At 71.2% G+C, this 23,321-nt stretch carries 15 protein-coding genes; 8 read left to right on the forward strand and 7 right to left on the reverse strand.

Annotated elements, in window-relative coordinates; genetic code table 11:
• Positions 1–53 precede the first annotated feature (53 nt).
• The 3 genes from ACX9TP_RS20390 to thrC all read left to right on the forward strand — a co-directional run bounded on the left by ACX9TP_RS20390 (position 54) and on the right by thrC (position 2,704).
• A complete protein-coding gene (locus ACX9TP_RS20390; RefSeq protein WP_482981382.1) occupies positions 54–692 on the forward strand; it encodes a protein-L-isoaspartate(D-aspartate) O-methyltransferase in 639 nt (212 codons plus the stop codon).
• 108 nt (positions 693–800) lie between these two features.
• A complete protein-coding gene (locus ACX9TP_RS20395) occupies positions 801–1,370 on the forward strand; it encodes a hypothetical protein (protein WP_482981383.1) in 570 nt (189 codons plus the stop codon).
• A complete protein-coding gene (thrC, locus tag ACX9TP_RS20400; protein WP_482981384.1) occupies positions 1,367–2,704 on the forward strand; it encodes a threonine synthase in 1,338 nt (445 codons plus the stop codon). Before ACX9TP_RS20395 ends, thrC begins: the two co-directional genes overlap by 4 nt.
• 60 nt (positions 2,705–2,764) lie before the next feature.
• Here the strand turns inward: thrC and ribB are convergent, their stop codons facing one another.
• Positions 2,765–3,916 (reverse strand): 3,4-dihydroxy-2-butanone-4-phosphate synthase, encoded by a 1,152-nt coding sequence (gene ribB / locus ACX9TP_RS20405; RefSeq protein ID WP_482981385.1) that lies wholly within the window; start codon positions 3,914–3,916, stop codon positions 2,765–2,767.
• 202 nt (positions 3,917–4,118) lie between these two features.
• On the opposite strand from ribB, the gene ACX9TP_RS20410 reads away from it, so the two are divergent.
• The 3 genes from ACX9TP_RS20410 (at position 4,119) to ACX9TP_RS20420 (ending at position 5,957) form a co-directional block, all read left to right on the forward strand.
• Positions 4,119–4,457 (forward strand): hypothetical protein, encoded by a 339-nt coding sequence (locus ACX9TP_RS20410; protein WP_482981386.1) that lies wholly within the window; start codon positions 4,119–4,121, stop codon positions 4,455–4,457.
• A complete protein-coding gene (gene tmk, locus ACX9TP_RS20415; RefSeq protein ID WP_482981387.1) occupies positions 4,454–5,110 on the forward strand; it encodes a dTMP kinase in 657 nt (218 codons plus the stop codon). Before ACX9TP_RS20410 ends, tmk begins: the two co-directional genes overlap by 4 nt.
• A 109-nt stretch (positions 5,111–5,219) precedes the next feature.
• Positions 5,220–5,957: a competence/damage-inducible protein A gene (locus ACX9TP_RS20420; protein WP_482981388.1), complete on the forward strand. Its 738-nt coding sequence runs from the start codon at positions 5,220–5,222 to the stop codon at positions 5,955–5,957.
• Here the strand turns inward: ACX9TP_RS20420 and ACX9TP_RS20425 are convergent, their stop codons facing one another.
• Entirely contained in the window at positions 5,958–11,033 is a 5,076-nt protein-coding gene (locus tag ACX9TP_RS20425) for a tetratricopeptide repeat protein (RefSeq protein WP_482981389.1), read from the reverse strand.
• A gap of 266 nt (positions 11,034–11,299) precedes the next feature.
• Here ACX9TP_RS20425 and ACX9TP_RS20430 point away from each other — a divergent pair, with 266 nt between their 5' ends.
• Positions 11,300–12,736 carry a M91 family zinc metallopeptidase gene (locus tag ACX9TP_RS20430; RefSeq protein ID WP_482981390.1) on the forward strand — a complete coding sequence of 479 codons (1,437 nt, stop codon included), beginning with the start codon at positions 11,300–11,302 and terminating at the stop codon, positions 12,734–12,736.
• Positions 12,737–12,995: 259 nt separating this feature from the next.
• The gene (locus tag ACX9TP_RS20435; protein WP_482981391.1) at positions 12,996–13,655 is read left to right on the forward strand and encodes a hypothetical protein; all 660 of its coding nucleotides are present in this window, start codon (positions 12,996–12,998) and stop codon (positions 13,653–13,655) included.
• A gap of 4 nt (positions 13,656–13,659) precedes the next feature.
• On the opposite strand, the gene ACX9TP_RS20440 is transcribed toward ACX9TP_RS20435, so the two are convergent.
• From ACX9TP_RS20440 to ACX9TP_RS20460, 5 genes are all read right to left on the reverse strand, one after another.
• Positions 13,660–14,202 carry a GNAT family N-acetyltransferase gene (locus ACX9TP_RS20440; protein WP_482981392.1) on the reverse strand — a complete coding sequence of 181 codons (543 nt, stop codon included), beginning with the start codon at positions 14,200–14,202 and terminating at the stop codon, positions 13,660–13,662.
• Positions 14,203–14,309: 107 nt separating this feature from the next.
• A complete protein-coding gene (locus tag ACX9TP_RS20445; RefSeq protein WP_482981393.1) occupies positions 14,310–17,051 on the reverse strand; it encodes a YncE family protein in 2,742 nt (913 codons plus the stop codon).
• 175 nt (positions 17,052–17,226) lie between these two features.
• Positions 17,227–19,383, reverse strand: a complete 2,157-nt coding sequence (locus ACX9TP_RS20450; RefSeq protein ID WP_482981394.1) for a M13 family metallopeptidase — start codon at positions 19,381–19,383, stop codon at positions 17,227–17,229.
• Positions 19,384–19,567: 184 nt separating this feature from the next.
• Complete coding sequence (locus ACX9TP_RS20455) at positions 19,568–22,039, reverse strand: S8 family peptidase (RefSeq protein WP_482981395.1); 2,472 nt, start codon at positions 22,037–22,039, stop codon at positions 19,568–19,570.
• 91 nt (positions 22,040–22,130) lie between these two features.
• On the reverse strand, positions 22,131–23,315 hold the full coding sequence (locus ACX9TP_RS20460; protein WP_482981396.1) for a phosphorylase family protein: 1,185 nt from the start codon (positions 23,313–23,315) through the stop codon (positions 22,131–22,133).
• Between the last annotated feature and the right edge of the window lie 6 nt (positions 23,316–23,321).

Raw genomic sequence — 23,321 nt, forward strand, 5'->3', positions numbered from 1 at the left:
CTCGGGGGCCGTGGGAGCATGCCAGCCTGCCTGCCGGTGACTATCGTCATGGAATGGGTGACTGGGGACGGGCCGAGTACCTGAAGGGCCAGGGCATCCAGGACCGGCGCGTGCTGGAGGCGATTGCCCGGCTGGAGCGCGCCGACTTCGTTCCGGAGCGGATGCGGGGTGAGGCCGGCGCGGACGCTCCGCTGCCCATCGGCCATGGGCAGACCATCAGCCAGCCCTTCGTGGTGGCGCTGATGACGGAGGCCCTCCAGCTCAAGGGGCACGAGCGCGTGCTGGAGATTGGCACCGGCTCCGGCTACCAGACGGCGGTGCTCGCCCTGCTGTGCCGCGAGGTGTACACGGTGGAAATCGTCCCGGAGCTCGCGCGCTCGTCGCGGCGGCTGCTGCGGCGCCTGGGCTTCGAGAACGTGTACTTCCGCCGGGGAGACGGCTCGCTGGGCTGGCCCGGGGCGGAGCCCTTCGACGCCATCCTTGCCGCCGCCGCGCCCAGCGAGGTCCCCGTGCCCCTGGTATCCCAGCTCCAGCGAGGCGGTCGGATGGTCATCCCCGTGGGTCCGCTGGGAGGCGCGCAGGAGCTGCTGCGCATCCAGCGAGCCCGGCGCGAAGGCGACCTTCCCCTCGTCGAGCGGCTGCTCCCGGTGCGCTTCGTGCCCATGACGGGCCAGGCCTTTCCGCGAGAGTGAGCGTGCGGCGTGGGTGGGGGGGACCCTCCGCCTGCCTGCCTGCACTTCCATCATCGTCTGGAAGTCGCGTTGCTCCCGGGAGCGGCGGCCCGCTAACGTTCGCGCATCATGATCATCTGTCCGGTGTGCGACCACGTTCAACCCGAGGGGACCGAGTGTGACATCTGTGGCCGGGTCTTCCCGGCGCAGGTCGTCGAGGCGACGCCCATCGCCCCCCTGGCGGAGCTGGAGGTGACGCCGCACGCGGGAGGCCGCGGCGCGGTGGAGGTCGCCGTGCTGCCCGAGCTGGATGCGACGCGCCTGCGGGCCGGCCCCGACCTGCCGGCCCAGGTGGTGCAGGACCTGGAGCTGACGCGCGCCAGGCCCACCGACGCCATCCCGGTGCTGCCCATCGAGGACCTGGACACCGGCCGCGCCGAGGATGACGGCGTGCGCACCGCCGCGCCCACGGGCGCCGTCGTGTGCCGGTACTGCCGCAACGTGCAGGCCCAGGGGCTGCTTTGTGACCACTGCGGCATGCGGCTGCCCCGCGCGCGCCCGGCGGCGACCGCCGTGGTGGGCGCGAAGGGGACGGGCGTGGATGGCGACGGCTGGACTCCCTGCTCGACGTGCCACACTCCGGTGCGTCCGGGGAAGATCTGCTCGGAGTGTGGGACGCGATCTAGAGTGGAAGCATGATCGTCCCTGATCCGAAGTTCCGGGCCGAGTACGCATGCAGCGAGGGCTGTGACTTCCGCGCCTCGCTGCTGGACGTGGTGTACCGGTGCCCGCGCTGCGGCGGCCTGCTGGAGGTGTCGCACGACCTGGCGGCCCTGCGCGCCGTGCCCGGGGTGATGTGGAAGCGGCGCTTCGAGTCCCGCTTCGGCTCCGCGCGGCTGCCGGAGGCCTCGGGGGTGTGGGGCAAGCGTGAGTGGGCGTTCCCGGGGATTCTCGACGAGGACATCGTGTCCCTGGGCGAGGGGCGCGTGCCTCTCAAGCCGCTGCCGCGCATGGCCTCGGAGCTGGGGCTGGCGGCGCTCGACTTGAAGGAGTGCGGTGTTTCCCCGACGGGGAGCTTCAAGGACTGGGGGATGACCGTCCTGGTCTCCGCCGTGAAGCACATGCGCGCGCGGGGCGTGCCGCTGCGCGCGGTGGCGTGCGCGTCCACGGGGGACACGTCCGCGGCGCTGTCCGCCTACTGCGCGGCGGCCGGGATTCCCGCGGTGGTGTTCCTGCCGCGCGACAAGGTGTCGCTCGCGCAGCTCGTGCAGCCGATTGCCAATGGGGCGCGGGTGCTGTCGCTGGACACGGACTTCGACGGCTGCATGAAGCTGGTGCAGGCGGTGACGGCGGATACGGGGCTGTACCTGGCCAACTCGATGAACTCGCTGCGCATCGAGGGCCAGAAGATGGTCGCCGTGGAGCTGTGCCAGGACCTGGGCTGGGAGCCGCCCGACTGGGTGGTGATTCCCGGCGGCAACCTGGGCAACGCCAGCGCGCTGGGCAAGGGCTTCGAGCTGATGCTGGAGCTGGGGCTCATCACGAAGCGGCCGCGCATCGCCGTGGCGCAGGCGCAGCGCGCCAATCCGCTGGCGCGCTCCTTCCGGGGCGGCTTCCGCGAGCTGGTGCCGATGCAGGCGGAGAAGACGCTGGCGTCCGCCATCCAGATTGGCAACCCGGTGTCCTTCAAGCGCGCGGTGCGCGTCCTCAGGGCCTTCGACGGCGTGGTGGAGGAAGCCACCGAGTCCGAGCTGTCCAATGCCGCGGCGCGGGCGGACCGCGAGGGCACCTTCACCTGCCCGCAGACGGGCGTGGCGCTGGCGGCGGTGGAGAAGCTGGTGGCCCAGGGCGTCATCGCGAAGGACTCGCGCGTGGCGGTGATTGCCACCGCGCACGGGCTGAAGTTCGCGGACTTCAAGGTGGGCTACCACCGGGGCGCGCTCGCGGACGTGACGAGCCGCTACGCGAATCCTCCGGTGGAGCTGCCCGCCAGCCTGGACGCGGTGCGCGGCGCGCTGGCCGACCTGGGCTGAGTCAGGGGGGGGGAGCCGCGGAAGGGGCGTTCCTTCCGCGGAAGCCGGCCCCGGTGCGCGTCAGTCCGCGAGCAGCGGCACGCGCTTGTCGATGGTGAGACCGAAGCCCGCCAGTCCGCGGTAGGTGATGTCCGTGTTGGTCATCACCTGGAGCGAGCGCACGCCCAGGTCGTTGAGGATCTGGCAGCCCATGCCCAGGTCGCGCGAGTCCTGCGGGCCGCGCGTCGGGCCGCTGCTGCCGTCGGTGTTGCGCTTGTGGTGGATGCCGAAGTCGTCGCCGTGCATGCCGGGCAGGTACACGAGCACGCCGTTGCCCTCGCGGGAGATGCGCGCGAGCGCCTGGTCCAGCAGCACGTTGCAGTTGCAGGCCGGGGAGCCGAACACGTCGCCCATGGCGCACGCGGCATGCAGCCGCACCAGGGTGCTGGGCCGGGCCGCGGGGTCGCCCTTCACGAGCACCAGCGACTTCACGCCGTCCGGCAGCCACGTGTACGTGAGCGCGGTGAACTCACCGTAGCGGGTGTTGACGGTGTGCTGGCCGGGCTCGCGGCGCACCAGCCGGTCCTTGCGGCGGCGGTACTCGATGAGGTCGGCGATGGTGATGACCGCCAGCTTGTGCTCGCGGGAGAAGGTCATCAGGTCCGGCATCCGCATCATGGTGCCGTCGTCCTTCACCAGCTCGCAGAGGATGCCGGAGGACTCCAGGCCGGCGAGGCGGGACAGGTCCACCGTGGCCTCGGTGTGGCCGGCGCGGCGCAGCACTCCGCCCTCGCGGTAGCGCAGCGGGAAGATGTGGCCGGGGCGCAGGAAGTCGTCTGCCTTGCTGTTCGGGTCCACCAGCGCGCGGATGGTCTTCGCGCGGTCCGACGCGGACACGCCGGTGGTGGTGCCGTGCCGGAAGTCCACGGAGACGGTGAAGGCGGTGCGGTGGGACTCGGTGTTGTCTGCCACCATCTGCGGCAGGCGGAGCGCGTCCAGGCGCTCGGCCAGCATGGGCTGGCAGACGATGCCGCTGGTGTGGCGGACCATGAAGGCGAGGTGCTCGGGCGTCACCTTCTCCGCCGCCATGATGAGGTCCCCCTCGTTCTCACGGTCCTCGTCGTCGGCGACGATGACGAACTTGCCGTCGCGGATGTCGCGGATGGCGTCCTCGATGGAGGAGAGCTGGGAGTCGTGACTCATGGAGGTGTCGGTCCGCCTGGGGGGCTGCATGTCCTCGGCGCATGTAGCGCGCACGCTCCGGGCTCGCAAGGCAACCTGTTGGACGCTGTGCGTTCAGGTGATGGGGCGGATGAGTCGGGAAGGGCTCTCTCCCTGGACGGTGGAGAGGCCGTTGGAGGGCCTACGGTCGGCCGGTGGCCGGGGTGGCGACTCGACGGGTGGGGCGAGCTGATGTAGGGTCCGCGGTTCCGTGATGAGCGCCGATACCCAGGATTTGAGGACGCAGCTCGACCAGCTCCAGGAGAGCCTGTCCGTCCGTCAGAGCACGACGCACTTCGCCCATGCGGGCGTCTCCACCATCGCCGCCCTGCTGATTGGCGGCGCGGCGGGCAAGCTCTTCTACGACTCGCTCCGCACGCCGCTGCTGGCGTGGGGCGCGGCGCTGCTGGCGCTGGCTCTGCTGGTGTACGCCTTCCGCCACTACCGCCTGGGCCGCAAGGTGCTGGTGGAGGAGCTGAAGGGCTACGAGACGATGATGGCGCTGCGTCGCCAGCTGCGGCTGGACGACCCCGCGGCCCTGCTGCCCCGGTGAGCGCCGCGCGCAAGGCCGTCCGCAAGGGGCGGTTCATCATCCTGGAAGGGCTCGACGGCGCCGGCACCACCACGCAGGTGGAGCGGCTGGCGGCCGTGCTGCGCGCGGAGGGGCACGCGGTGCTCACCACGCGCGAGCCCTCCGACGGGCCCGTGGGCACGCTGATTCGCCAGGCCCTCACGGGTCGGCTGGGCCTGCCCGGTGGTGCGGGGCCGCTGGCGCCGGAGACGCTGGCGCTGCTGTTCGCGGCGGACCGGACGGACCACCTCACGGCGCGGGTGCTGCCGGCACTGGCCGAGGGCAAGGTCGTCCTGTGTGACCGCTACGTGCTGTCGTCGCTCGCATACCAGGGGGCGACGCTGCCCATGGAGTGGGTGGACGCGGTGAATGCGTGCGCGGTGTCGCCGGACCTGACGCTCTTCGTGGGCGTGAAGCCCGAGGTGGCCGCCCGCCGGCGTGCGGCCCGGGGCGGGGCGCCGGAGCTGTTCGAGGCGGACGAGGCGCAGCGGCGGATTGCGAAGCAGTACGTCGCGGCCATCAAGCTGCGTGAGAAGCGCGAGCGCATCGTCCACATCGACGGCGAGCAGGGCATCGAGGCGGTGACGGAGGCCTCGCTGAAGGAGCTTCGCAAGCTGCTCGGCCGGAAGCGCTGAGCTGGCGGCGGACGCGGCGTCCGGTGTCGGCTCCTGCACCCACCGGTTGCACCCGGCTCGCTGTCTCCTGCTGTGGCAGGCGGCGGGTCGGGCTAGAGTCCGCCCTCCCATGGAGCGCACCGGCGCAGCGGCGGTCATCATCGGAAATGAGGTCCTGACCGCGAAGGTCACGGACCTGAACGGGCCCCACCTCATCAAGCGGCTGCGCGAGGTGGGCATCCCGCTGCACTCGGTGGAAATCGTCCTGGACGACGTGGACGCCATCGTGAGCGCGGTGGCGCGGGCCCGCCAGAAGGCGCGCTACGTCTTCACCAGCGGTGGCATCGGCCCCACGCACGACGACGTCACGGTGCGCGCGGTGGCGCTGGCCATGGGCAAGCCGGTGGTGCGGCTGCCGGAGATGGTGGAGCTCATCACCGCCCGGGCCCCCGGAGGCCTTGTGACGCCCGAGGGCATGCGGCTGGCGGACGCCCCCGAGGGCGCCGTGCTGCTGCCCCAGGCGGGCACCTGGTACCCCGTGCTGACGGTGGAGCACGTGTACCTGCTGCCCGGCGTGCCGCAGCTCTTCCGGATGCAGCTGGAGACGGTGCTCGGGCGCCTGAGTGGGACGCCCGTGGTGCTGAACAGCCTCTACCTGCGCCTGGGGGAGAGCGAGATTGCCGCCGTGCTGGACCGCGTGGCGCTGGACATGCCCCACGTGGCCATCGGCTCCTATCCGGAGTTCGACCCGGGAAAGGACTACCGGGTGAAGGTGACGGTGGAGTCCCTCGAGCGAGGCCCCGTGGACGACGCGCTGGAGCGCATCGTCAAGGGCCTGCCCGAGGGGGCGGTGCTGCGGCGGGAGTAGCTACAGCGACAGCCCCAGCCGCTGGCGCAGCCGGAAGAAGTCATCGGTGAAGGACCAGGAGAGCAGGGTGCGCAGCCGCTCGCCCTCGCGGATGGCCTGGAGCACGGGCTCCGGGCTGTCCAGGCGCGCGCCGGCGAAGTTCGGGTCCTCGCGCAGCACCATGCTCAGGCCCACGGACACGTCGCCGCAGATGAGGTGGCCTGCCCGGTCCGCCGAGTAGTCCAGCGCGTCCAGCCACATCGGCAGGTCCACCTTCTGGAGCTCGCCCACCGCCATCGCCGGAATCTCCAGCGCCTTGAGCGCCTTGCGCGAGTACGCCTTGCGCAGCTGCTTCACCGACTCGTCGTTGCGCCGGCCCAGCGAGGTGAACTGCGGCGCGTGGATGCGGATGGAGTTGCCGATGAGGTCCGCCGTCTCTCCCTGCGACAGCTTCTGCAGCACCGCCGCCTTGTTCAGCAGGCCCAGCGCCGCGCGCCCCAGCAGGAACTTCTGCTCGCGCGCGTTGAAGCGCCGCACCACGTCCTGGCCGATGCACACCGACAGCGGCTCGGTCGTCTCCAGCACCGTCAGCCCGCGCCGCGCCTGGTAGGCCTCGAACTCGTCCACGCCGAACACCTGCGCCACCGTGCGCATGGCCTTGAACACGGCCGAGTCCGGCTTCAGCTTGTCCGCCTTGGGGTTGACGCCGACGATGTCGAAGCTCGGCGGGTGGACCTTCTCCAGCTGGTCTCCCACCGCGCGCAGCACCTCCAGCATGGGCCCGCGCGCCGCCGGGTGCATCAGCACCGCGTCCACGTCCGTGGAGCCCAGTGGCTCACGCGCCTCCTGCGCCAGCCGGGTGCGGGCCTCCGTGTAGAAGGCCATCTCCACCTCGTTCGCCGAGCGCATGAACTGCAGCACCGACGCCGCGCAGAACGCCTTGTCGAGCTGCTTCATGCCCTCCCACAGCTTGAACAGCGCGTGCACGCTGTCCACGCGCGTCGGGTCCTGGCGGAGGATCTGCCGGTGCTCCTCAATCGCCATGGGCACGGACGTGGTGTCGCGCGCGTACAGCTCCGCGAGCGCCGCGCGCGCCGTCAGGTTGGCGCCGTCCGAGTCCACCACCTGGCGGTACAGCGCCGTGGCGCGGGCGGGCTCGGACAGCGGGCCCGAGTACAGGTCCGCCACCCGCATCCGCATCGTCGCCGCGCGCTTCGGGTCCACCGCCATCTGCGCCTGGGCCTGCGCCTCCAGCATCTGCGCCAGCTCCGGCAGGTTGCGCGCGCGCTCGTAGAGCACCACCAGCCGCTCCACCAGCGCCGGGTTGCCCGGCGTCAGCTCCAGCGCCCGGCGGTAGAGCGGGGTCGCCGCCGCCGCGTCGCCCAGGCCCTCGTCGTAGGTGCGCGCCAGCTCCAGCGTGAAGCGCGCCCGCACGTCCGCGGACAGCTCCTGCTGCAGCAGCTTGTGCAGGCAGTCCACCGCGCCCGCCCAGTTGCGGGCCTGCGCGTGCAGCGCGGCCAGCCTCTCCAGCGCCTCCAGGTTGCGGGGCAGGGTGGCCAGCACCGTCTGGAGGTGAGCCGCCGCGCGGCCCGCGTCGTTCAGGTGCGTCGCGTACAGGTTGCCCAGCGTCAGGTGGAGCTGCGCCATGGCGCGCGGGTCTCCGCCCTGCTGCACGCGCTGGCTCAGCATGGCCGCCGCCTCGGGGTACTGCTGCGCCTCCAGCAGCAGCGTACCTCGCAGCTCCAGCGCCTCCGGGAAGCCCGGCTGCGCGGCCAGCGCCTTCTCCAGATGCGCCAGCGCGCGGGGCCTGTCGTTCAGCGCCGAGTAGTACAGCCGCGCCGCGCCGACGAAGGCCGTGGCCGCCGCCGCGCCGTCCTTCTGGGCCAGCTTCGCCTCGGCGCGCCGCTCCTGCAGCGCCGCCAGGTCCGCCGAGCCGCCGCGCTGCGCGAGCAGCTCCTCCAGGCCCGCCTGCGCGGCCGGGTGCAGCGGGTCCTTCTCCAGCGCCTGCCGGTACAGCGCCGTCGCCCCGTCCGAGTCCCCCAGCCTGCCCGCGGCCAGCCTCGCCGCCGCGAGGAGGGCGTCGATGGCGCCGCGCGGGTCCTTGCTGACGCGCGCCTCGGCCTCCAGGGCGGTCCGCGCCCCGGAGAAGTCCCCGCGCTTGAGCGCCACGCGCCGCGCCCCTTGCAGCGCGGGCAGGCACGTGGGCTGCAACTCCAGCGCCTGACGGTAGAGGGCCGCCGCGCGCTCCACGTCGTTGAAGCGGCCATCCGCCAGCTCGGCGGTGCGCAGCAGCATCTCCAGCGCCTCTTCGGCGTCCTGCGCCGCCGCCAGCCGCATGGTGTAGAGGCGCGCGAGGCCCGCGGCATCCCCCGCCTGGCGCAGTCCGCGCTCCAGCACGAAGGCGAGCCGCGCGTCACCCGGGTCCGCCTCGAAGGCGCGCTTGTACGCCTCCAGCGTCCCCTCCGCGGGCGTCTTGTCCAAATCCAGCGCGGCGGACAGGCGCAGCGCGGTGGCCAGGCGCGGGTCATTCACGCGCTCGGCGATGCGCTGGCGCAGCTCGGCGCGGCGGGGACGGTCGGACGCGCGGATGCGCTCCAGCAGCGTGAGGGCGGTGAGGTTGCCGGGGTCCAGCCCCAGCACGGCCTCGCTGCACTGGGCCGCGCGCGACGGCTCCTGGAAGCGGTCCAGGTACAGCCGCGCCAGCTTCAGGTACGCCGTCACCTTGGCCGCGGGCGTGCCGCCCACCTGCGTCTCGCGGTCCAGGATGGACACCAGCTCCTTCACGTTGTCCTGCGCCAGGTACAGCCGCTCCAGCGCGCGCAGCGTGGCGGCGTGGCCCGGCGTCAGGCGCAGCACCTCCTGGTAGGTGTCGATGGCGAGCTGCGGCCGCTGGAGCTGGTCCTCCCAGATGGTCGCCGCCTGGTAGAGCGCGTTGGCGCGCTCCAGCGGGTCCGTGCGGTTGGCGGCCTCGGCGCGCAGCACCTCGACCAGGCTCTCCCACGCACTGGCGGAGCGGTAGATGCGGGCCAGCGCGCGCAGCGCGGGGAAGTAGCTGGGCGCCAGCATCAGCGCTTCGTTGAACGAGGCGATGGCCTCGCTCTCCATCTGCAGCTTCTGCTCGTACAGCTCGCCAATCTTGTAGATGAGCGCCGCGGCCTGCTCGGTGTCCGCCGAGGACTCCGACTCCGCCCGATACATGTCGATGAGCTTCGTCCAGCGGCCGTCCTGCGCGTACAGCCGGCCCAGCGCCTTGAGCGCGGGCAGGTAGGACGGGGACAGCGCCAGCACGCGCTCGTAGGCGGAGATGGCGCCCGCGCGGTCCTTCAGGTGCTCGTCGAGGATTTCCGCGTTGCGGTGCAGGAGCGACAGCACCTGCTTGGTGTCACCGGCGAGCGACGCCTCCAGGTCATTGGTCTCCAGCAGCTCGCGGAAGCGCGCGGCCCGCTCGTACAGCCGCGCCAGGTTGCGGATGGTGGGCAGGTGGTCCGACGCCAGGTCGAGGATGCGCTTCATGCACTCGATGGCGTGGTCCAGGTCGCCGAGCCGGTCCTCGTACACCACCGCCATCTTGTTCAGCGTGGTGATGAGCTGGTCGCGGTCCGACGTCTGGAGCAGGTCCTGCTCGTACATGGCCACCAGCTCCGCGAAGCGGCCCTGGCGCTCGTAGAGGCGGGTGAGGGCCTTCTGCGCGGGGAGGTAGCCGGGCTGCAGTTGGAGGCAGGTGTTGTAGCGGGTGATGGCGTCTTCCTGACGGCCCAGCCGCTCCTCGAGAATCTCCGCCGCCTTGTACATGCGGGCGGCCTTCTGCTTCGCGTCCTCGGCGGCGGCCACCTCCGCGTCGAACACGGAGACCAGCCCCTCCCAGTTCTGCATGCGGTAGTACAGCTTGCCCAGGCCCGCGAGCGCCGCCGCGTGGCCGGGGATGCGCGCGACAATCGCCTGGTAGCGCGCGGCCGCGTCCGCCTCGCGCTTGAGCGTCTCCTCGTAGAGCGCGGCCAGCCGGAGGTTGGTGGCCACCAGCTCGCTCTCGTCGTTGAGCGAGCCCACGCGGGCCAGCAGCACGTCCGCCAGCTCCTCGAAGCGGCCCTGCGTCTCGTAGATGCCGGCCAGCTCGCTCAGCACCAGCGGCTCGTTGGGCGCCACGCTGCGCGCGTCCAGCAGCGCGGCCAGCGCCTCGCCCTTGCGGTCCGCGCGCTCACACACCTTGGCAATCTGCAGGTACGCGGGCGCCGCCTGCGGGCCCAGCGCGGCGGCCTCGGCGGCGAGCACCTCGAGCAGCTCGTCCGTCTTGCCCTCGCGCTCGGACAGCCGCTTCATCGCCGCCAGCAACTGCAAGTCCGTGCGGTCCAGGGCGAACGCCTGGCGGAAGAGGACGGCGGCCGGGTCCCGCTGCTTCAGCCGCTCCTCCATCAGCAGGCCCGCGGCGGTGAGGTAGTGCGCGCGCAGCGACGGCTGCTGCACGGCGGCGGACAGCAGCCGGTACACCTCCACCAGCGCGTGCGAGTCGTTGCGCGCGGCGTAGACGGACTCGAGCTGGGTGAGGACGACGACGTCCGTGGGCCGGCGCTCCAGGCACAGCTTGAGGCAGGCGGTGGACTCCTCGTCGCGGGACAGGCGCTCCTGGAGGATGATGCCCTTCTCGAAGAGCAGCGCGGCCTGGTGGCGCACGTCCTCGGTGGCGGACAGCTCGGCGTCCAGCAACTGCAGCACCATCTGCCAGTTGCCCACGTCCGCGAAGAGGCGGCGGGCGGCGCGGATGTTGACGAGGTAGCGGGGCGCCAGCTTGTACGCGCTCTGGAAGGCCACCGCGGCGTTGCGCGGGTTCTTCAGCGGCTCCTCCCAGAGCAGGCCCACCTCGTGGAAGAGGAGGGCGGCGGCCTGCGGCTCGGTGGCGCTCAGGGCCTTCGCCTCGCGCTCCAGCGAGGCGATGCGCTCGCGGGCCTCGTCCTCGGCGCTGGTGTTGGGCGGCGCGGGCAGCTGGCTGGCGGCCTGGGCAAGCGTCTCGGTGGCCGATGCCGCGGGCTTCGCGGACGCTCCAGACAGGGGCGGAGAGGCCACGGGGACAGCGGGCCGCGGGACGTCGTTGCGCTCACTCATGAGAAGCCGGCTCCGAATGGCCAATGCGGGGGAGGGGCGACTTGGCCGGCTGCGGTCGTAACACGCGCTCGGCCGGTCTCTCAACTTCCCGACTTTCCTGACGATTTGGGTGCCAGGACCCCCAGGAGACGGGCAGGCGGCGCTGTCCGGGGAGGGGCTCGGAGGCCACTCGCGGGAAGAAACGCCGCTGGCGGATTTCCATGGGGACGCAACTCCTACCCACATCCACCGATAATCCGGGAGCAGGCCTTCGCTAGAGGATTTCCATGAGCACGAATCGCATCGGTGGTGGTGGAGCTCCTTCGACGCAGCGGACCCAGCCCCGGGCCGAGCCGCGTGTCGACACCGCGAAGGCCGCGACCGTCGCTCCCAGGCAGGACCCGGTGGGCCAGCAGGTTCGCAACCGGCTCGCCACCGACGGCTTCGAAGGCACGCGCCGCACGGGCCGGCTGGACCTGACCGGCGCCCGTCCGCCGCCGCCCACGCCGACTCCGACGCCCGTGGGGCCGCAGGTGACGACGAACCGCGCCGGGCAGACGGTGGTGGACCTGGGTGAGGGCAACAACCAGGCCACGGTGTCCCGCGGTCGTGACGGCGGACTGACCGTCACCTCCGACGGCAACAGCGTCAACCTGACCGCGGAGCAGGCGAAGAACGTCGTCATCCGCGGCGGCAACGGCAATGACCGCATCGCGGTGGACGCCGACGTGACGGCGGACCTCCGCATCGAGGGCGGCGACGGCAACGACACGCTCTTCGGCGGCGCCGGCAAGAACACCCTCGTGGGCGGGGCCGGGGATGACTACCTCCAGGGCGGCGCGGGCAACGACCGCATCCAGGGAGGCGCGGGCCGCGACGTCGTGTACGGCCTGGGCGGCAACGATACGATTTCGAGTGGGGCGGACCGCGACTACGTCGACGGTGGTGAGGGCAATGACACCATCCACGGCGGCACCGGCAATGACCAGGTGATGGGCGGCCGTGGCAACGACACGCTGAACGGCGGCGCCGGCGACGACGTGGTCGCCGCGGGCGAGGGCACGGACCGGGTCAACGGCGGCACCGGCCGCGACACGCTCTTCACCCAGACGGACGACGTCCGGACCGGGACGAAGGCGCAGCGGGCGGGCGACACCGTGACGACGGTGGACCTGGACACGAAGAACGACGCCGGCAACGTCCCCGGCAGCTCCATCGTCATCGAGGGCGATGCCGCCTTCCAGGCGCGCGTGCAGTCCGACCTGGACGCGCTGCGCTCCACCCCGCAGGGCCGGGAGATGCTCACGGCGCTCGACAACAGCGGCCACACCACCACCATCCGCCTCCAGACGGTGCCGAGCCGTGGCAACACCGCGAGCGCCACGGACGGCACCAATGTGTGGCCGAACGCGGATGGCACCCCGGGGAGTGGCTCGGACGCGGTCATCAACTACTACCCCGAGCGCATCTCGCTGGGCGGTGAGGAGTGGCAGAACCGCCCGCCCGTCGTCGGCCTCTTCCACGAGATGGTGCATGCCTACAACTACGTCACCGGCACGCTGGCCCCGGGGCAGACGGGCGGGGTGAACAACCGCGAGCTGGCGGCGGTGGGCCTGCCGTACGACCACGACGCCGACCCGAGCACGGCGAACCAGCACCCCGGCCACATCAACGAGAACGACTACCGCGACGAGCTGAACCTGCCCACCCGGCCCCGGTACTGAGTCCAGGAGCGGATGGGCCTGCACGCGGTGATGTGAAGGCGCGGTCCCCGGCGGCCGGCGGCAGCGGAAGGAAGCTTCCTTCCGCCAGCCCGCCGCCCGAAGGGGACGGAGCGCCGCCCACGTCGTGGAGGTGCCCCGCGTCCCCGTCGCTCGGAGCACGGCGGAGGCCCCTGCCTGTCCCCACCAGGGCCCAGCCCGGGAAGGGCCTGACTGGCGCCGGCACCCTCCGTCCCCCGCGCATCCCATCAAGGAGGGCAAGTTGAGACATCCGGCACGCGCCGCGACGTGTATCCTCCCCTTCATCTTCGTCATGTTCGCGGGCTGCGCACGGAGCCAGCCCGCCACGGCGCAGCCGGAAGGGAAGAAGCCCATGGCGGCAGTCCAGGAGTCGAGCGGCATGCTGCGCGTCACCGAGCTGCGCTTCGCGGAGGACGCGCTCGTGGTGCGCTACTCGCTCCACGGCGAGGCCCCCGTGTGGGTGGTGGATCAGCTCTTCAGCACGAGCCCCGCCGGCTACTACCACCTGGAGCCCGAGCGCGCGTACGTGGAGGCCCGGGACGGAGTGCTCCTCCTGACGCGGGCGCTGCTGCCCGTGCCGGACGACATCGCGGTGGAGGCGCCCGAGGTGCCCTGCGTACGCAAGCTGTCGCCGGGAGAGTCGCTCACGGGAGAGATTCGCGTGCGCCTGCCGCCGAAGCAGGACCTGCCGTACCGCGACCCGCGCCCCCTGGACCTGGCGACGCTGCGCGCGGTGACGCTGCGCATCGGCTACCTGCCGGACGTGCCGGAGGTGGAGCTCCACGAGACGAAGGACGACGTGGGCCGCCTGTGCCGCTACCCGAGCTTCGGGCCCGCCATCACCCGGCAGCAGTTCGCCGAGGTGGGGCCCCTGCCGATGCCGGCCCGCCCCACGCCCTGAGGGCTCACTTCCGCCGGGCCCGCCACTCCTCGCGGCTCTGCCCCCACACGTCGACGACCACGGTTTCGTGCGGCGGCGGCAGCGTCACCGGGCCCTGGTTCTTCGAGCCCAGCCGGCGGGCCACCGCCGCGGACGGGGTGTTCTCCGCCGCGATGCAGTGGATGACCTCCGTCCAGCCGAGCGTGTCGAAGGCCCAGTCGATGGCCGCCGTCGCCGCCTCGGTGGCGTAGCCCTTGCCCCAGGCGCTGCGAAGCAGGCCCCAGCCCACCTCCGTGCCCGGCCAGCCCTCCGGCTTCCACGGACCGATGCGTCCCACCCACTGGCCCGTGGACTTCTCCAGCACGGAGAACATGCCGAAGCCCTGCAGTGCCCACGAGCCCGCCATGGTGCACATCCCCCGCCAGACCGCGGCCCTGTGCGCCACGCCTCCGATGAAGCGCGCGGACTCCGGGTCCGCCGCGAGTGCCGCGAAGCCGTCCAGGTCCTCCAGCGCCGTGGGGCGCAGGATGAGGCGAGCGGTCTCGAGCGTCGGTCCGGGGGCAATCATGGGCGGTCTCCGGGGAAGGGGAGGGACGGGAAGGCGGACCGTATACCGCCTTCCCGTCGCATTCCTTCCCTCAGCGAGCGCCGGGCGCGCTCAGCGTCGGGCCCACATCACTCGTCGCCGTCGAGGACGCCATCCAGGTCCCGGTCGATGCCGATGCGCTGGCCCGAGCCCGGCGGCGTGCACGTGTACGTCAGCACGCCCTGGGCCTGGACGATGCCCTGGCGCAGGAGCGTGTCGGAGACCAGGGGCACCGCCGCCCGGTCCGCCTTGAACTGCGCGCCGCCCACGTACAGCAGGCCCACGTCGTGGCCCGAGACGCGTCCCTTCGCCACCAGGTCGCACTCGCCCGCGTCCGCGCGCTGCCGCAGCAGGTCGATGCGCGGGCCCGCCACGCCCGGGTTGCTCGCGGTGAGCGTCACCTGCTGCCCGACGATGGGCGCCAGGTTGCTCTCGAAGGCGAACATGTACAGCTCCATGTTCTTCTTCGCCGCGACGCCCGCCGGCGTGTCGGGGATGCCGACGGCGTTGAAGAGGGGGTGGAAGTCGAACCCGCTGTTGAAGTGGAACAGCGTGGGGATGGCGCCGTCGCTGTTGAAGCCGATGCCGCGCACCTGCTCTCCCAGGAACGAGTCCGCGGGCGAGTTGCCGAAGGGGTAGCCGGCGCCGAACATGCCGACCTTCTGGTACATGTTCCGCAGGTGCGGAACCTTGGGGAACAGCGGCTCCGCGTCGAAGGACGACTTGCCGTCCGTGCCGAAGAAGCCCTTGAAGGGGCCCTCGCCCGGATTCGCATTCACGTCCACCCGGTGACAGGACTCGCACGAGCCGTGGAAGAAGCTGGTGGTGCCGACGAAGAAGTCGCGGCCCGCCTGCTGCTGCGGCGTGAGCGAGTTGTCCAGGTTGCGGATGGGGTTGGGCGGGTACGTCACCTGGAGGATGAAGTTCGTGAACTTCTGCATGTCCTCCTCGGGCAGCTGCGAGCTGCGCCCGAGCAGGTCCATGAACGCCGGGTTGAACTGCTTGAAGGCCACCACCTCGTCGAAGGCGCCGCTGTTCGGCTGGACGCTGGGGGCCTCGGCGCCGGCGGTGCGGTCTCCGCGCCAGTGCATGGCGCCGTGGTTGGCCATGCCGCGCAGGCTCTGCGTGGCCAGGGGGCCCTTCATCGGGTGGAAGGACGGGTCCTGCCCGAAGGTCGGGTCCGGACCGAACTCGGGCAGCACCGGCACCACGGGGTTGTAGTTGGCCTTCACGGCGCCGTCCGGGTTGCCCAGATCCCAGGTGAGGCTGTCGAAGTCGCCGAAGATGTGGCAGCTCGCGCAGGACGCGTCGCCATGGCTGGAGCTGTTGCGCGCGTCATAGAGGAACGGGCGCCCCTCCACGATGCTCACAGGCTCCGGGTTGAACATGGGCAGGTGGGCCACCTCCTGCTTCGTGGTGGTGTTGACCACGGAGATGGCGTTGTCGAAGCGCGTGAGCACGTAGAGACGCCCGCGCGCCTCGTCCAGCACCACGCCCGTGGGGCCGCCGCCGGTGAGCTGAACCTGGTTGGCGGTGCTCGGCACGAAGGTGTCCGCCTCCAGCGCGGCGGTGGAGTACACGCCCAGCTTGGACGAGCCGAAGGCCGTGACGTACAGCGTGGCGCCGTCGGACGTCACCGTCATGCCCAGCGGCTGCGCAAGGCTCTTCTCGCTCTCCGCGTTGGGCACCGGCGCGCAGCAGACGGCGTAGTTGATGTGCTTGTTGAGGTGGCGGGGCGCGACGCTGCCCGTGCCCAGCACGGTGATGCGGCTCTCGTGCAGGTGCCCGCGGAGGGTGTTGCCGGCGAAGGTGCCGGGGCCCTCGAAGCGCAAGTCGTTCCGGGCCTCGGTGTTGCTGACGTAGACCTTCCCGCTCACCGGGTTGACGGCCATGTTGAACAGGATGCTGCCCACGCCCGTGTAGAAGCCCGCGGCGCCGGACACCTGCGCCGGCGGGTTGGCCGTGGCGGAGATGGCGAACACGTCCTTGTCCGGCAGCGAGAAGGGCATCTGCTGCGTCCACGGGCGGCCCAGCACGTCCAGCCAGTCCTGGCCGTCGTACTTGACGATGAGGGAGGTCTCCGGGGCCGGCACGCCCTGGAAGTTGACGTTGGGGCCGGGGACGCCGCCCACGGACTCGCCGCCATTGGGCACCAGGCTCTCGTGCACCACCGACGTGCGGTTGCCGGAGTGGAACACCGCCGCGTAGACGCGCGAGCCGTCCGGCGTCACCGCGAGCGCGCGGGGCGTGTCGCCGAAGAGGGGGATGATGGTGAGCGGGTTGCCGCCCAGCGTGCTGCCCAGGTTGTCCGAGTCGAACACCCAGACGTCGGCGCGGCCGACGCCCTCGGTGGTGAGCTGCGGGTCGAACGGGGCGTTCTGTCCCCGGTGCGCGGCGGTGATGAAGGCGCGCTTGCGGCCCGTGCCCGCGAAGACGATGTCGCGGGGCTCGTCACCCACGAGCAGCGTGCGCGTCACCGTGCCGCCGCCTCCGCCCGAGTCGATGCGCACGACGCTGACGCTGTCGGACAGGTGGTTGACGACCCAGACCTCGTCGTTGGTGCGCGCCGCGACGGCGACGGGCTCCAGGCCCACGGGCACCGAGCCGCGGTGGACGAGGCCGCTGGCCCCCACCTGGAAGATCTCCAAGCGGTTGTCCGGCGTGTTGGCGGCGAAGAGGAGATTGCCGTTGGGCGAGAGCGCCAGGGGCCGGACCTGGCCGCTCTCGAAGAGGGTGAAGTGTGCTGCGGAAGCGGCAGCGCTCACGAGGAGCGTCGCCGCGAGCAGTGCTGTCGAAATGCCACGGCGGAATGCCGTGCCTGGGGCCTTCATGGTGCCTCGCTCGAGATGTCGGACGTCGTGCCAACCGGGATACGGAGGCACGGTGAAGCGCGGGTTGCGCGCCCCGAGCGTAGGCTGAAGTGTTCAGTGGAAAACAGAACCGCCCGGGGCGGGGGACGGGGTCGCCGTCCCGCCTTCCCCGGGCGGGTCCATCAATACCTGCGGGCTACCAGATGCGGACGCGCTGGTCCGGCGTGAGGAACAGCTTCTGGCCGGGCTGGACGTCGAAGGCCTGGTACCAGGCGTCGTTGTTGCGCACCGTGGATGCGCGGAACTCTCCGGGTGAGTGCCCGTCCGTCATCAGGATGCGGCGCAGCGTCGGCTCGCGGTACTTGTTGCGCCACACCTGGGCGAAGCCGAGGAAGAAGCGCTGGTCGCCGGTGAAGCCGTCAATCACCGGCGCCGGCTTGCCGCCGAGCGACAGCTTGTAGCCGTCATACGCCACGGCCATGCCCGCCACGTCCGCGATGTTCTCGCCGAGCGTCAGGTCGCCGTTGACGTGCAAATCGGGCAGCGCCTGGTAGGCGTTGTACTGCTCGGTGAGCGCCTTGCCGGCGGCCTGGAAGCGCGCCTCGTCCTCCTTCGTCCACCAGTTGGACAGCTTGCCGTGCGCGTCGAACTTCGCGCCGGTGTCGTCGAAGCTGTGGGAAATCTCGTGGCCGATGACGGCGCCGATGCCGCCGTAGTTCACCGCCGGGTCCGCGTTCGCGTCGAAGAAGGGCGGCTGGAGGATGGCGGCCGGGAAGATGATGGAGTTCTGCTGCGGCGAGTTCAGCGCGTTCACCAGCTGCGGCACCATGAACCACTCGGTGCGGTCCACCGGCTGGCCCAGCTTGGCCAGGTTGCGCTTGAGCTCGAAGAGCGACGCGCGCTCGTAGTTGCCGAACGCGTCGTCCCGGGCAATCTGGAGCGACGAGTAGTCCCGCCACTTCGCCGGGTGGCCGATGCTCGTCTGGAGGGTGGCGACCTTCTGCCGGGCGCGGGCCTTCGTCTCGGGCGACATCCAGGTCAGCGCGTCCACGCGCTTGCCGAAGGCCTCGACGATGTTGCGGACCATCGTGTCCGCCTCCGCCTTCACTTCGGGCGGGAAGTACTTCTCCACGTACAGCTTGCCCACGGCCATGCCCATGGTGCCGTTGGTGAAGTCGATGGCGCGCTTCCAGCGGGCCCGCATCTCCTTCGCGCCGGCCAGCGTCTTGCCGTTGAAGTTGAAGCTCTCGTCCAGGAAGGCCTTGGGCAGGACGACCGCGGTGCGCGAGATGGCGCGGAAGGTCAGGTAGTCCTTCCAGGCCTGGAGCGGCTCGCCGCCGACGAGCTTGGAGATGCCCACGAGCGCGCTCGGCTGCCACACCATGACCTGCGGCTGCTGCGCGAGGCCAGCGGCGGCGAAGAACGCGTTCCAGTCGAGGCCCGGGGCCTTCTTCGCGAACTGCTCGCGCGGCCAGGGGTTGTTCGTCTTGGTGATGTCGCGCGTGTCGACCTGGGCCCAGTGCGTCTTCGCAATCTTCGTCTCGAGGTCCACCACGCGGGCGGCGCGGGCCTCGGGCTCGGACAGGCCCGCCAGCTTCAGCATGTTGGTGATGTGCTGCTGGTACGACTGGCGCACCTCCTTGAAGCGGGGGTTGTCGACCAGGTAGTAGTCCCGGTCCGGCAGGCCCAGGCCGCCCTGGAGGAGGTACGGGGCGTAGCGGGACGGGTCGTTCAGGTCCTCGGCAATCCAGAGGCCGAAGATGCGGCTCGTGGTGACGTTGCCCGTGTTGAGCGCGTCCACGTCGGCGCGCAGGCCCTGGCCCAGCTCGGTGGACAGCTGCTTCTTGTTGGAGAGGGCCGCGATGCGGTCCAGCTCGGGCTTGAGTGGGGCAATGCCCTTCGCCTCGATGCCGGCCTCGTCGAGGTAGCTGGCGAAGACGTCGCCCACCTTGCGGCCCTCGCTGCCCTCGGCGGCCTGGGCCTGCGCCTCGATCAGCTCGCGGTTGCGCTGGTCGGCCTGCTCGCCCAGCCGGGTGAACATGCCGTAGCTGGAGCGGTCGGCGGGAATCTCCGTCTTGTCCAGCCAGGTGCCGTTGGCGAACCGGTAGAAGTTGTCCCCGGGCTTGGTGGCCTTGTCCATGCCGGCGAGGTCGTAGCCGAAGGTGCCGTACATGGGCTTCGGCGCGGCGGGGGCGGCGGCCGCGGGGGCCGGAGCGGGGCTCTCCGCCGGGGTGGAGGGCGGCGGCGTCTTCTCCGCCGGAGCGGAGGACGCGCACGAGGTCATCAGAGCGGAGGCGCACACGGCCACAACGCCGCGCGTCGCGACCGGGAAACGTCGATGGGGATGTTTCAAGGTGAAGCTCCTGAACGAGAGACCACAGCGCCGGCCCGGGGGCAGGACCCCCGGAGCCTTCGAGACCTGGGGATATAGACGGTCTGGCGCATGCAGTGGGGGAGCGAACAGCGGGACGGGCATTTTCATCCCGTCCCGCGTGCCTTGTGGCCAACGAATGGCTCCCCACTCCCTGGGACTTCGCCTACCGCGCGCTCCAGTTGAGGTGCCAGCCCAGCTGGTTGGCCTGGGCGGGGGTGATGCCGGGCTGGTGGACGTACACCCGGAACCCCGTGGACGTCGGAACGTAGATGGACGTGGCTCCGAGGCTCTGCCAGTGGCTGCTCAGCCCTCCAAGGGACGTCAGGTAGTACGGGGTCGACGCGAGGCCGCAGGCCGCCGTGTCCACATCCAGGTAGATGTCATTGGCGCTGTACGGCTGCCAGTTGGTGGCGCCCTGTGCCGTCTGGCCGGTGCAGAGCGACGGCTGGCGCACGCCGTTCGGCGTGGCCTGCCAGTTGAGGTGCCAGCCCCACTGGTTGGCCAGTGTCGGAGTGATGCCCGGGTAGTTGAGGTAGACGCGGAAGCCCGTGGCCGTCTGGCTGTAGATGGCCGTGGCGCCGCGGCTCTGCCAGTGGCTGCCCACCCCGCCAAGGGAGGTCAGGTAAAGCGGCGTCGAGGAGTAGCCGCAGCCGGACGTGGGGATGTCCAGGTAGATGCCATCCGCGGAGTATTGCTGCCAGTTGGTGGAGCCCTGCGCCGTCTGGCCGGTGCAGAGCGTGGTCTGGCGCAGGTTGTTCGGCGCGGCCTGCCAGGCGATGTGCCAGCCCCACTGGTTGGCCACCGCCGGGGTGATGCCCGTGTAGTTGACGTAGACGCGGAAGCCCGTGGCCGTCGGGCTGTAGATGGCCGTGGCGCCATTGGCGGTCCAGTGGTTGCTGGTGCCGCCCAACGTCGTGAAGTACAGCGGCGTGGACGTGAAGCCGCAGCCCGCCGTGTTGACGTCCAGGTAGATGCCATCCACGGAGTACTGCTGCCAGCCCGTGGCCCCCTGCGACGTCGCGCCCCTGCAGACGGTGGAGCCGCTGTTGAACAGGCGGGTGATGGCCTGGCGCAGGTCGGGCAGGGGCCCGATGTTCAGGGGAGACACGGCCTGTGGCGTGCCCGTCTCCGCGAGAATCTGCCGCACCGTGAGCGGCGCGAGCGGGCCCTGGCCGCTGGCGCGGGCGACACCCTGGAGGCTGGCGACGGCGCCCGTCACGATGGGCGAGGCGCTCGACGTGCCGCTGAACGAGGCGGTGTAGTACTGGTCCTCGCCATAGGCGGAGCCGAAGAGGTTGCCGTAGCCCATGGACACCACCTGCTCGCCCCAGGCGTGGACGTCCACGCGGGTGCCGTAGTTCGTCCAGCACATGGGCGCGCGGGTGGTGGCGGTGCTGGCGCCCACGACGATGGCGCCCGAGTCACGCAGGTTGCGGTTGAACGCGCCGCCATACGCCGACGCATCCAGGTTGGCGCTGCCGTTGCCCGCCGCCTCCACCACGGTGACGCCGTTGGCGGTGGCCGTGGCGATGGCGTCGTAGTTGGCCTGCCAGTACTCCATCGCGATGTAGTTGCACTGGCTGGTGTTGCACGTGCACGCCGTGCCGTCCGAGGGGCCCTGGGAGTGCAGCTCGATGAGCACCACGCCACCGCCGCCGACCGCGTTCGCCGCGGAGGAGATGGCGCTCGCCGTGCCCACCGCGTAGCTCTGCACGCCGGCCTGCGCCTGGTGCACGATGCCCGTCACGCCGTAGCCGTTGGCGACGCCCACCATCTCACCGAGCACCGCCGTACCGTGGTTGCGCCAGCCGATGTCGTTGACCTGGGTGCCGCCCTGGAAGAAGAGGGCCGGCATGTCCTCGTGCGTGGTGCGCCAGCCGCCCTCCACGTCCACGATGCGAACTCCCGCGCCCGCGCCGCCCGCCACCGTCCACGCGTACCGCGCGTCGATGCCGGAGGGCGCCGCGTTCAGGTAGCCCTGGTTGCCCTCGTACAGCGGGGTGGTGGGAGGCAGGTCGGCCGCGGCCAGCAGGCTGCGCACCGCCGCGCTCATCCCGAAGTCCACCATCGCGGGCTCCGGACGGGGCTCGGCATAGGCGACTTCCACGCTGTCCAGCGCGTTGAGGCGCTCCACCAGCGCGGCCACGTCACCGGGCTGGGTGCCCGGAAGCAGCGGCACCTCGAAGTACAGGTTGAGGTCCGCGAGCTGCCGGCCGCCGCGCTCCTCACCGGTGCGCTTGCGCTCCGACAGCAGCGACTCGTCCTCCTTGAACAGCCGCGCGACGCCGCCAATGCGGGGCGCCCGCTCCACCAGCGCGAGCACCGAGGCCACGTCCGCCTCCAGCCGAGCGTCCGTCAGGCCCTGGCGCGACAGCAGCGCGCGCTCGTCCTGCCCGCGCTCCTGGGCGAGCGCCACCATGCGGCCCTCGCGCAGGCGCACGCGCGTGCCCTCGTGGAACTTCACCACCAGGCGCTCCAGCGGGGCGTCCACCACCAGCCGGGCCTGGGCCTTGTTCGCGACGGGCCGCTCCTGCAAGGCGCCGGGAGCCGCATCCGCGAACGGCGCGGCGAGCATTCCCAGCCCGAGGGCCAGACCTCCGAGACGTGAGACGGGAAACGAGCTGCGTGGCTTCATCTGCGTTCCTCCGGGTGAGGGGAGGGCAGCAGAGAAGCACACGCGTCTGACGGTTAAAACAGACTAGTCTCGTTTACTGAATTGTTACAGCTCAGGCGTCCTGACCATGGCCCGCGATGATGGCCCACGTCGCGAGCGCGCTGTTGACGCTGGTCCAGTAGCCGTAGGCCTCGTAGTACCAGACGGCCCAGTGGGCCTGCATGTTGAGGGGCCGCGGCGTGTCGGGCAGGTCTCCGTTGATCTGCGGGTCGGACGCGTTTCGGATGACGAGCCACAGGGGCGCCTGCGCTCCCAGCTCCTCGGCCACCATGCCCAGCACGGCGTCCCCCATCTCCACGCCCGCGCCGGCGGCCTCCAGGCCGTTGCGCGAGGTGCCGAACTCGAAGAAGTCGGTGGTGAGGATGGGGTGGAAGGCGGGCATGTCGCGCCCGTCGACCTTGAAGTCGGGCGTGTTGCGGATGCCGGGCAGCAGGGGGCCGGTGAAGGCGTAGCGCTTGGTGGGGGGCCCGAAGTCCGGCTCGCGGAGCTGGTCCGCGTGGCGGGCCATCAGCCGGTGCGCGTCCTCGAAGTGCCGGGTGGGGATGGGGAAGTCGCAGCGGTACTCCTTGCCGTTGAAGGGCTCGTTGCGGAACTCCATGGACAGGCGGAACTTCGCGGCGCGGGTGATGATGACGTCCCCCAGCTCATGGTCCGGGAAGGTCGCGCCCGCGGTGCCCACCGTAATCACCATGCGCGGCTTCACCTCGCGGATGAGCTGGTGGAACAGCTCCTTCACCGGCAGCGTCGCGGTGCCCTGGCCGGTGCGGACGCCGTCCTGGTTGAGGTGCAGCTCCGACTTGAAGCACAGCACCCGCTTGTCGCCGATGCGCGTGAGGAAATAGCTCCCCAATCGCTTCACCCGCTGCGACGGGGCGCCCTTGCGGATGTTCGGCTGGTACTTCGTCGCGAAGTCGCGGTCGTAGTTGTACCAGCGCTCGCGCCGGGTGCCCGGGGTGAGGGTGTCCGCGAGCGCCTCCACCTCGGCCACCGTCCAGGTGACGACGAGGTAGTCCGCCTCGGGCAGGGGCGCGCCGGGGTCCGGAATCTGCGCGAGGGGCTGGGGCGTGGGAGTCAGGCCCGCGGGATAGGTCAGCCCCAGGTTCACCTTCTCCAGGGCGGCCCGCTCCCTCGGGACGGCAAGGGCTTCCAGCGGTTGTTCGTCCTCCAGGGCTCCATACTCGATGATGTGACGCGCGAGCAGGCTGGGGTTGCTCAGGATGGAATGAGGGTTCGGCACGGCGCA

This window comes from Pyxidicoccus sp. M15, from assembly GCF_056858435.1.

Coding starts and splice junctions, on each gene's coding strand:
- ACX9TP_RS20390 (WP_482981382.1), top strand. CDS start 54: ATGGGTGACTGGGGACGGGCCGAGTACCTGAAGGGCCAGGGCATCCAG.
- ACX9TP_RS20395 (WP_482981383.1), top strand. CDS start 801: ATGATCATCTGTCCGGTGTGCGACCACGTTCAACCCGAGGGGACCGAG.
- thrC (WP_482981384.1), top strand. CDS start 1,367: ATGATCGTCCCTGATCCGAAGTTCCGGGCCGAGTACGCATGCAGCGAG.
- ribB (WP_482981385.1), bottom strand. CDS start 3,916: ATGCAGCCCCCCAGGCGGACCGACACCTCCATGAGTCACGACTCCCAG.
- ACX9TP_RS20410 (WP_482981386.1), top strand. CDS start 4,119: ATGAGCGCCGATACCCAGGATTTGAGGACGCAGCTCGACCAGCTCCAG.
- ACX9TP_RS20420 (WP_482981388.1), top strand. CDS start 5,220: ATGGAGCGCACCGGCGCAGCGGCGGTCATCATCGGAAATGAGGTCCTG.
- ACX9TP_RS20425 (WP_482981389.1), bottom strand. CDS start 11,033: ATGAGTGAGCGCAACGACGTCCCGCGGCCCGCTGTCCCCGTGGCCTCT.
- ACX9TP_RS20430 (WP_482981390.1), top strand. CDS start 11,300: ATGAGCACGAATCGCATCGGTGGTGGTGGAGCTCCTTCGACGCAGCGG.
- ACX9TP_RS20440 (WP_482981392.1), bottom strand. CDS start 14,202: ATGATTGCCCCCGGACCGACGCTCGAGACCGCTCGCCTCATCCTGCGC.
- ACX9TP_RS20445 (WP_482981393.1), bottom strand. CDS start 17,051: ATGAAGGCCCCAGGCACGGCATTCCGCCGTGGCATTTCGACAGCACTG.
- ACX9TP_RS20455 (WP_482981395.1), bottom strand. CDS start 22,039: ATGAAGCCACGCAGCTCGTTTCCCGTCTCACGTCTCGGAGGTCTGGCC.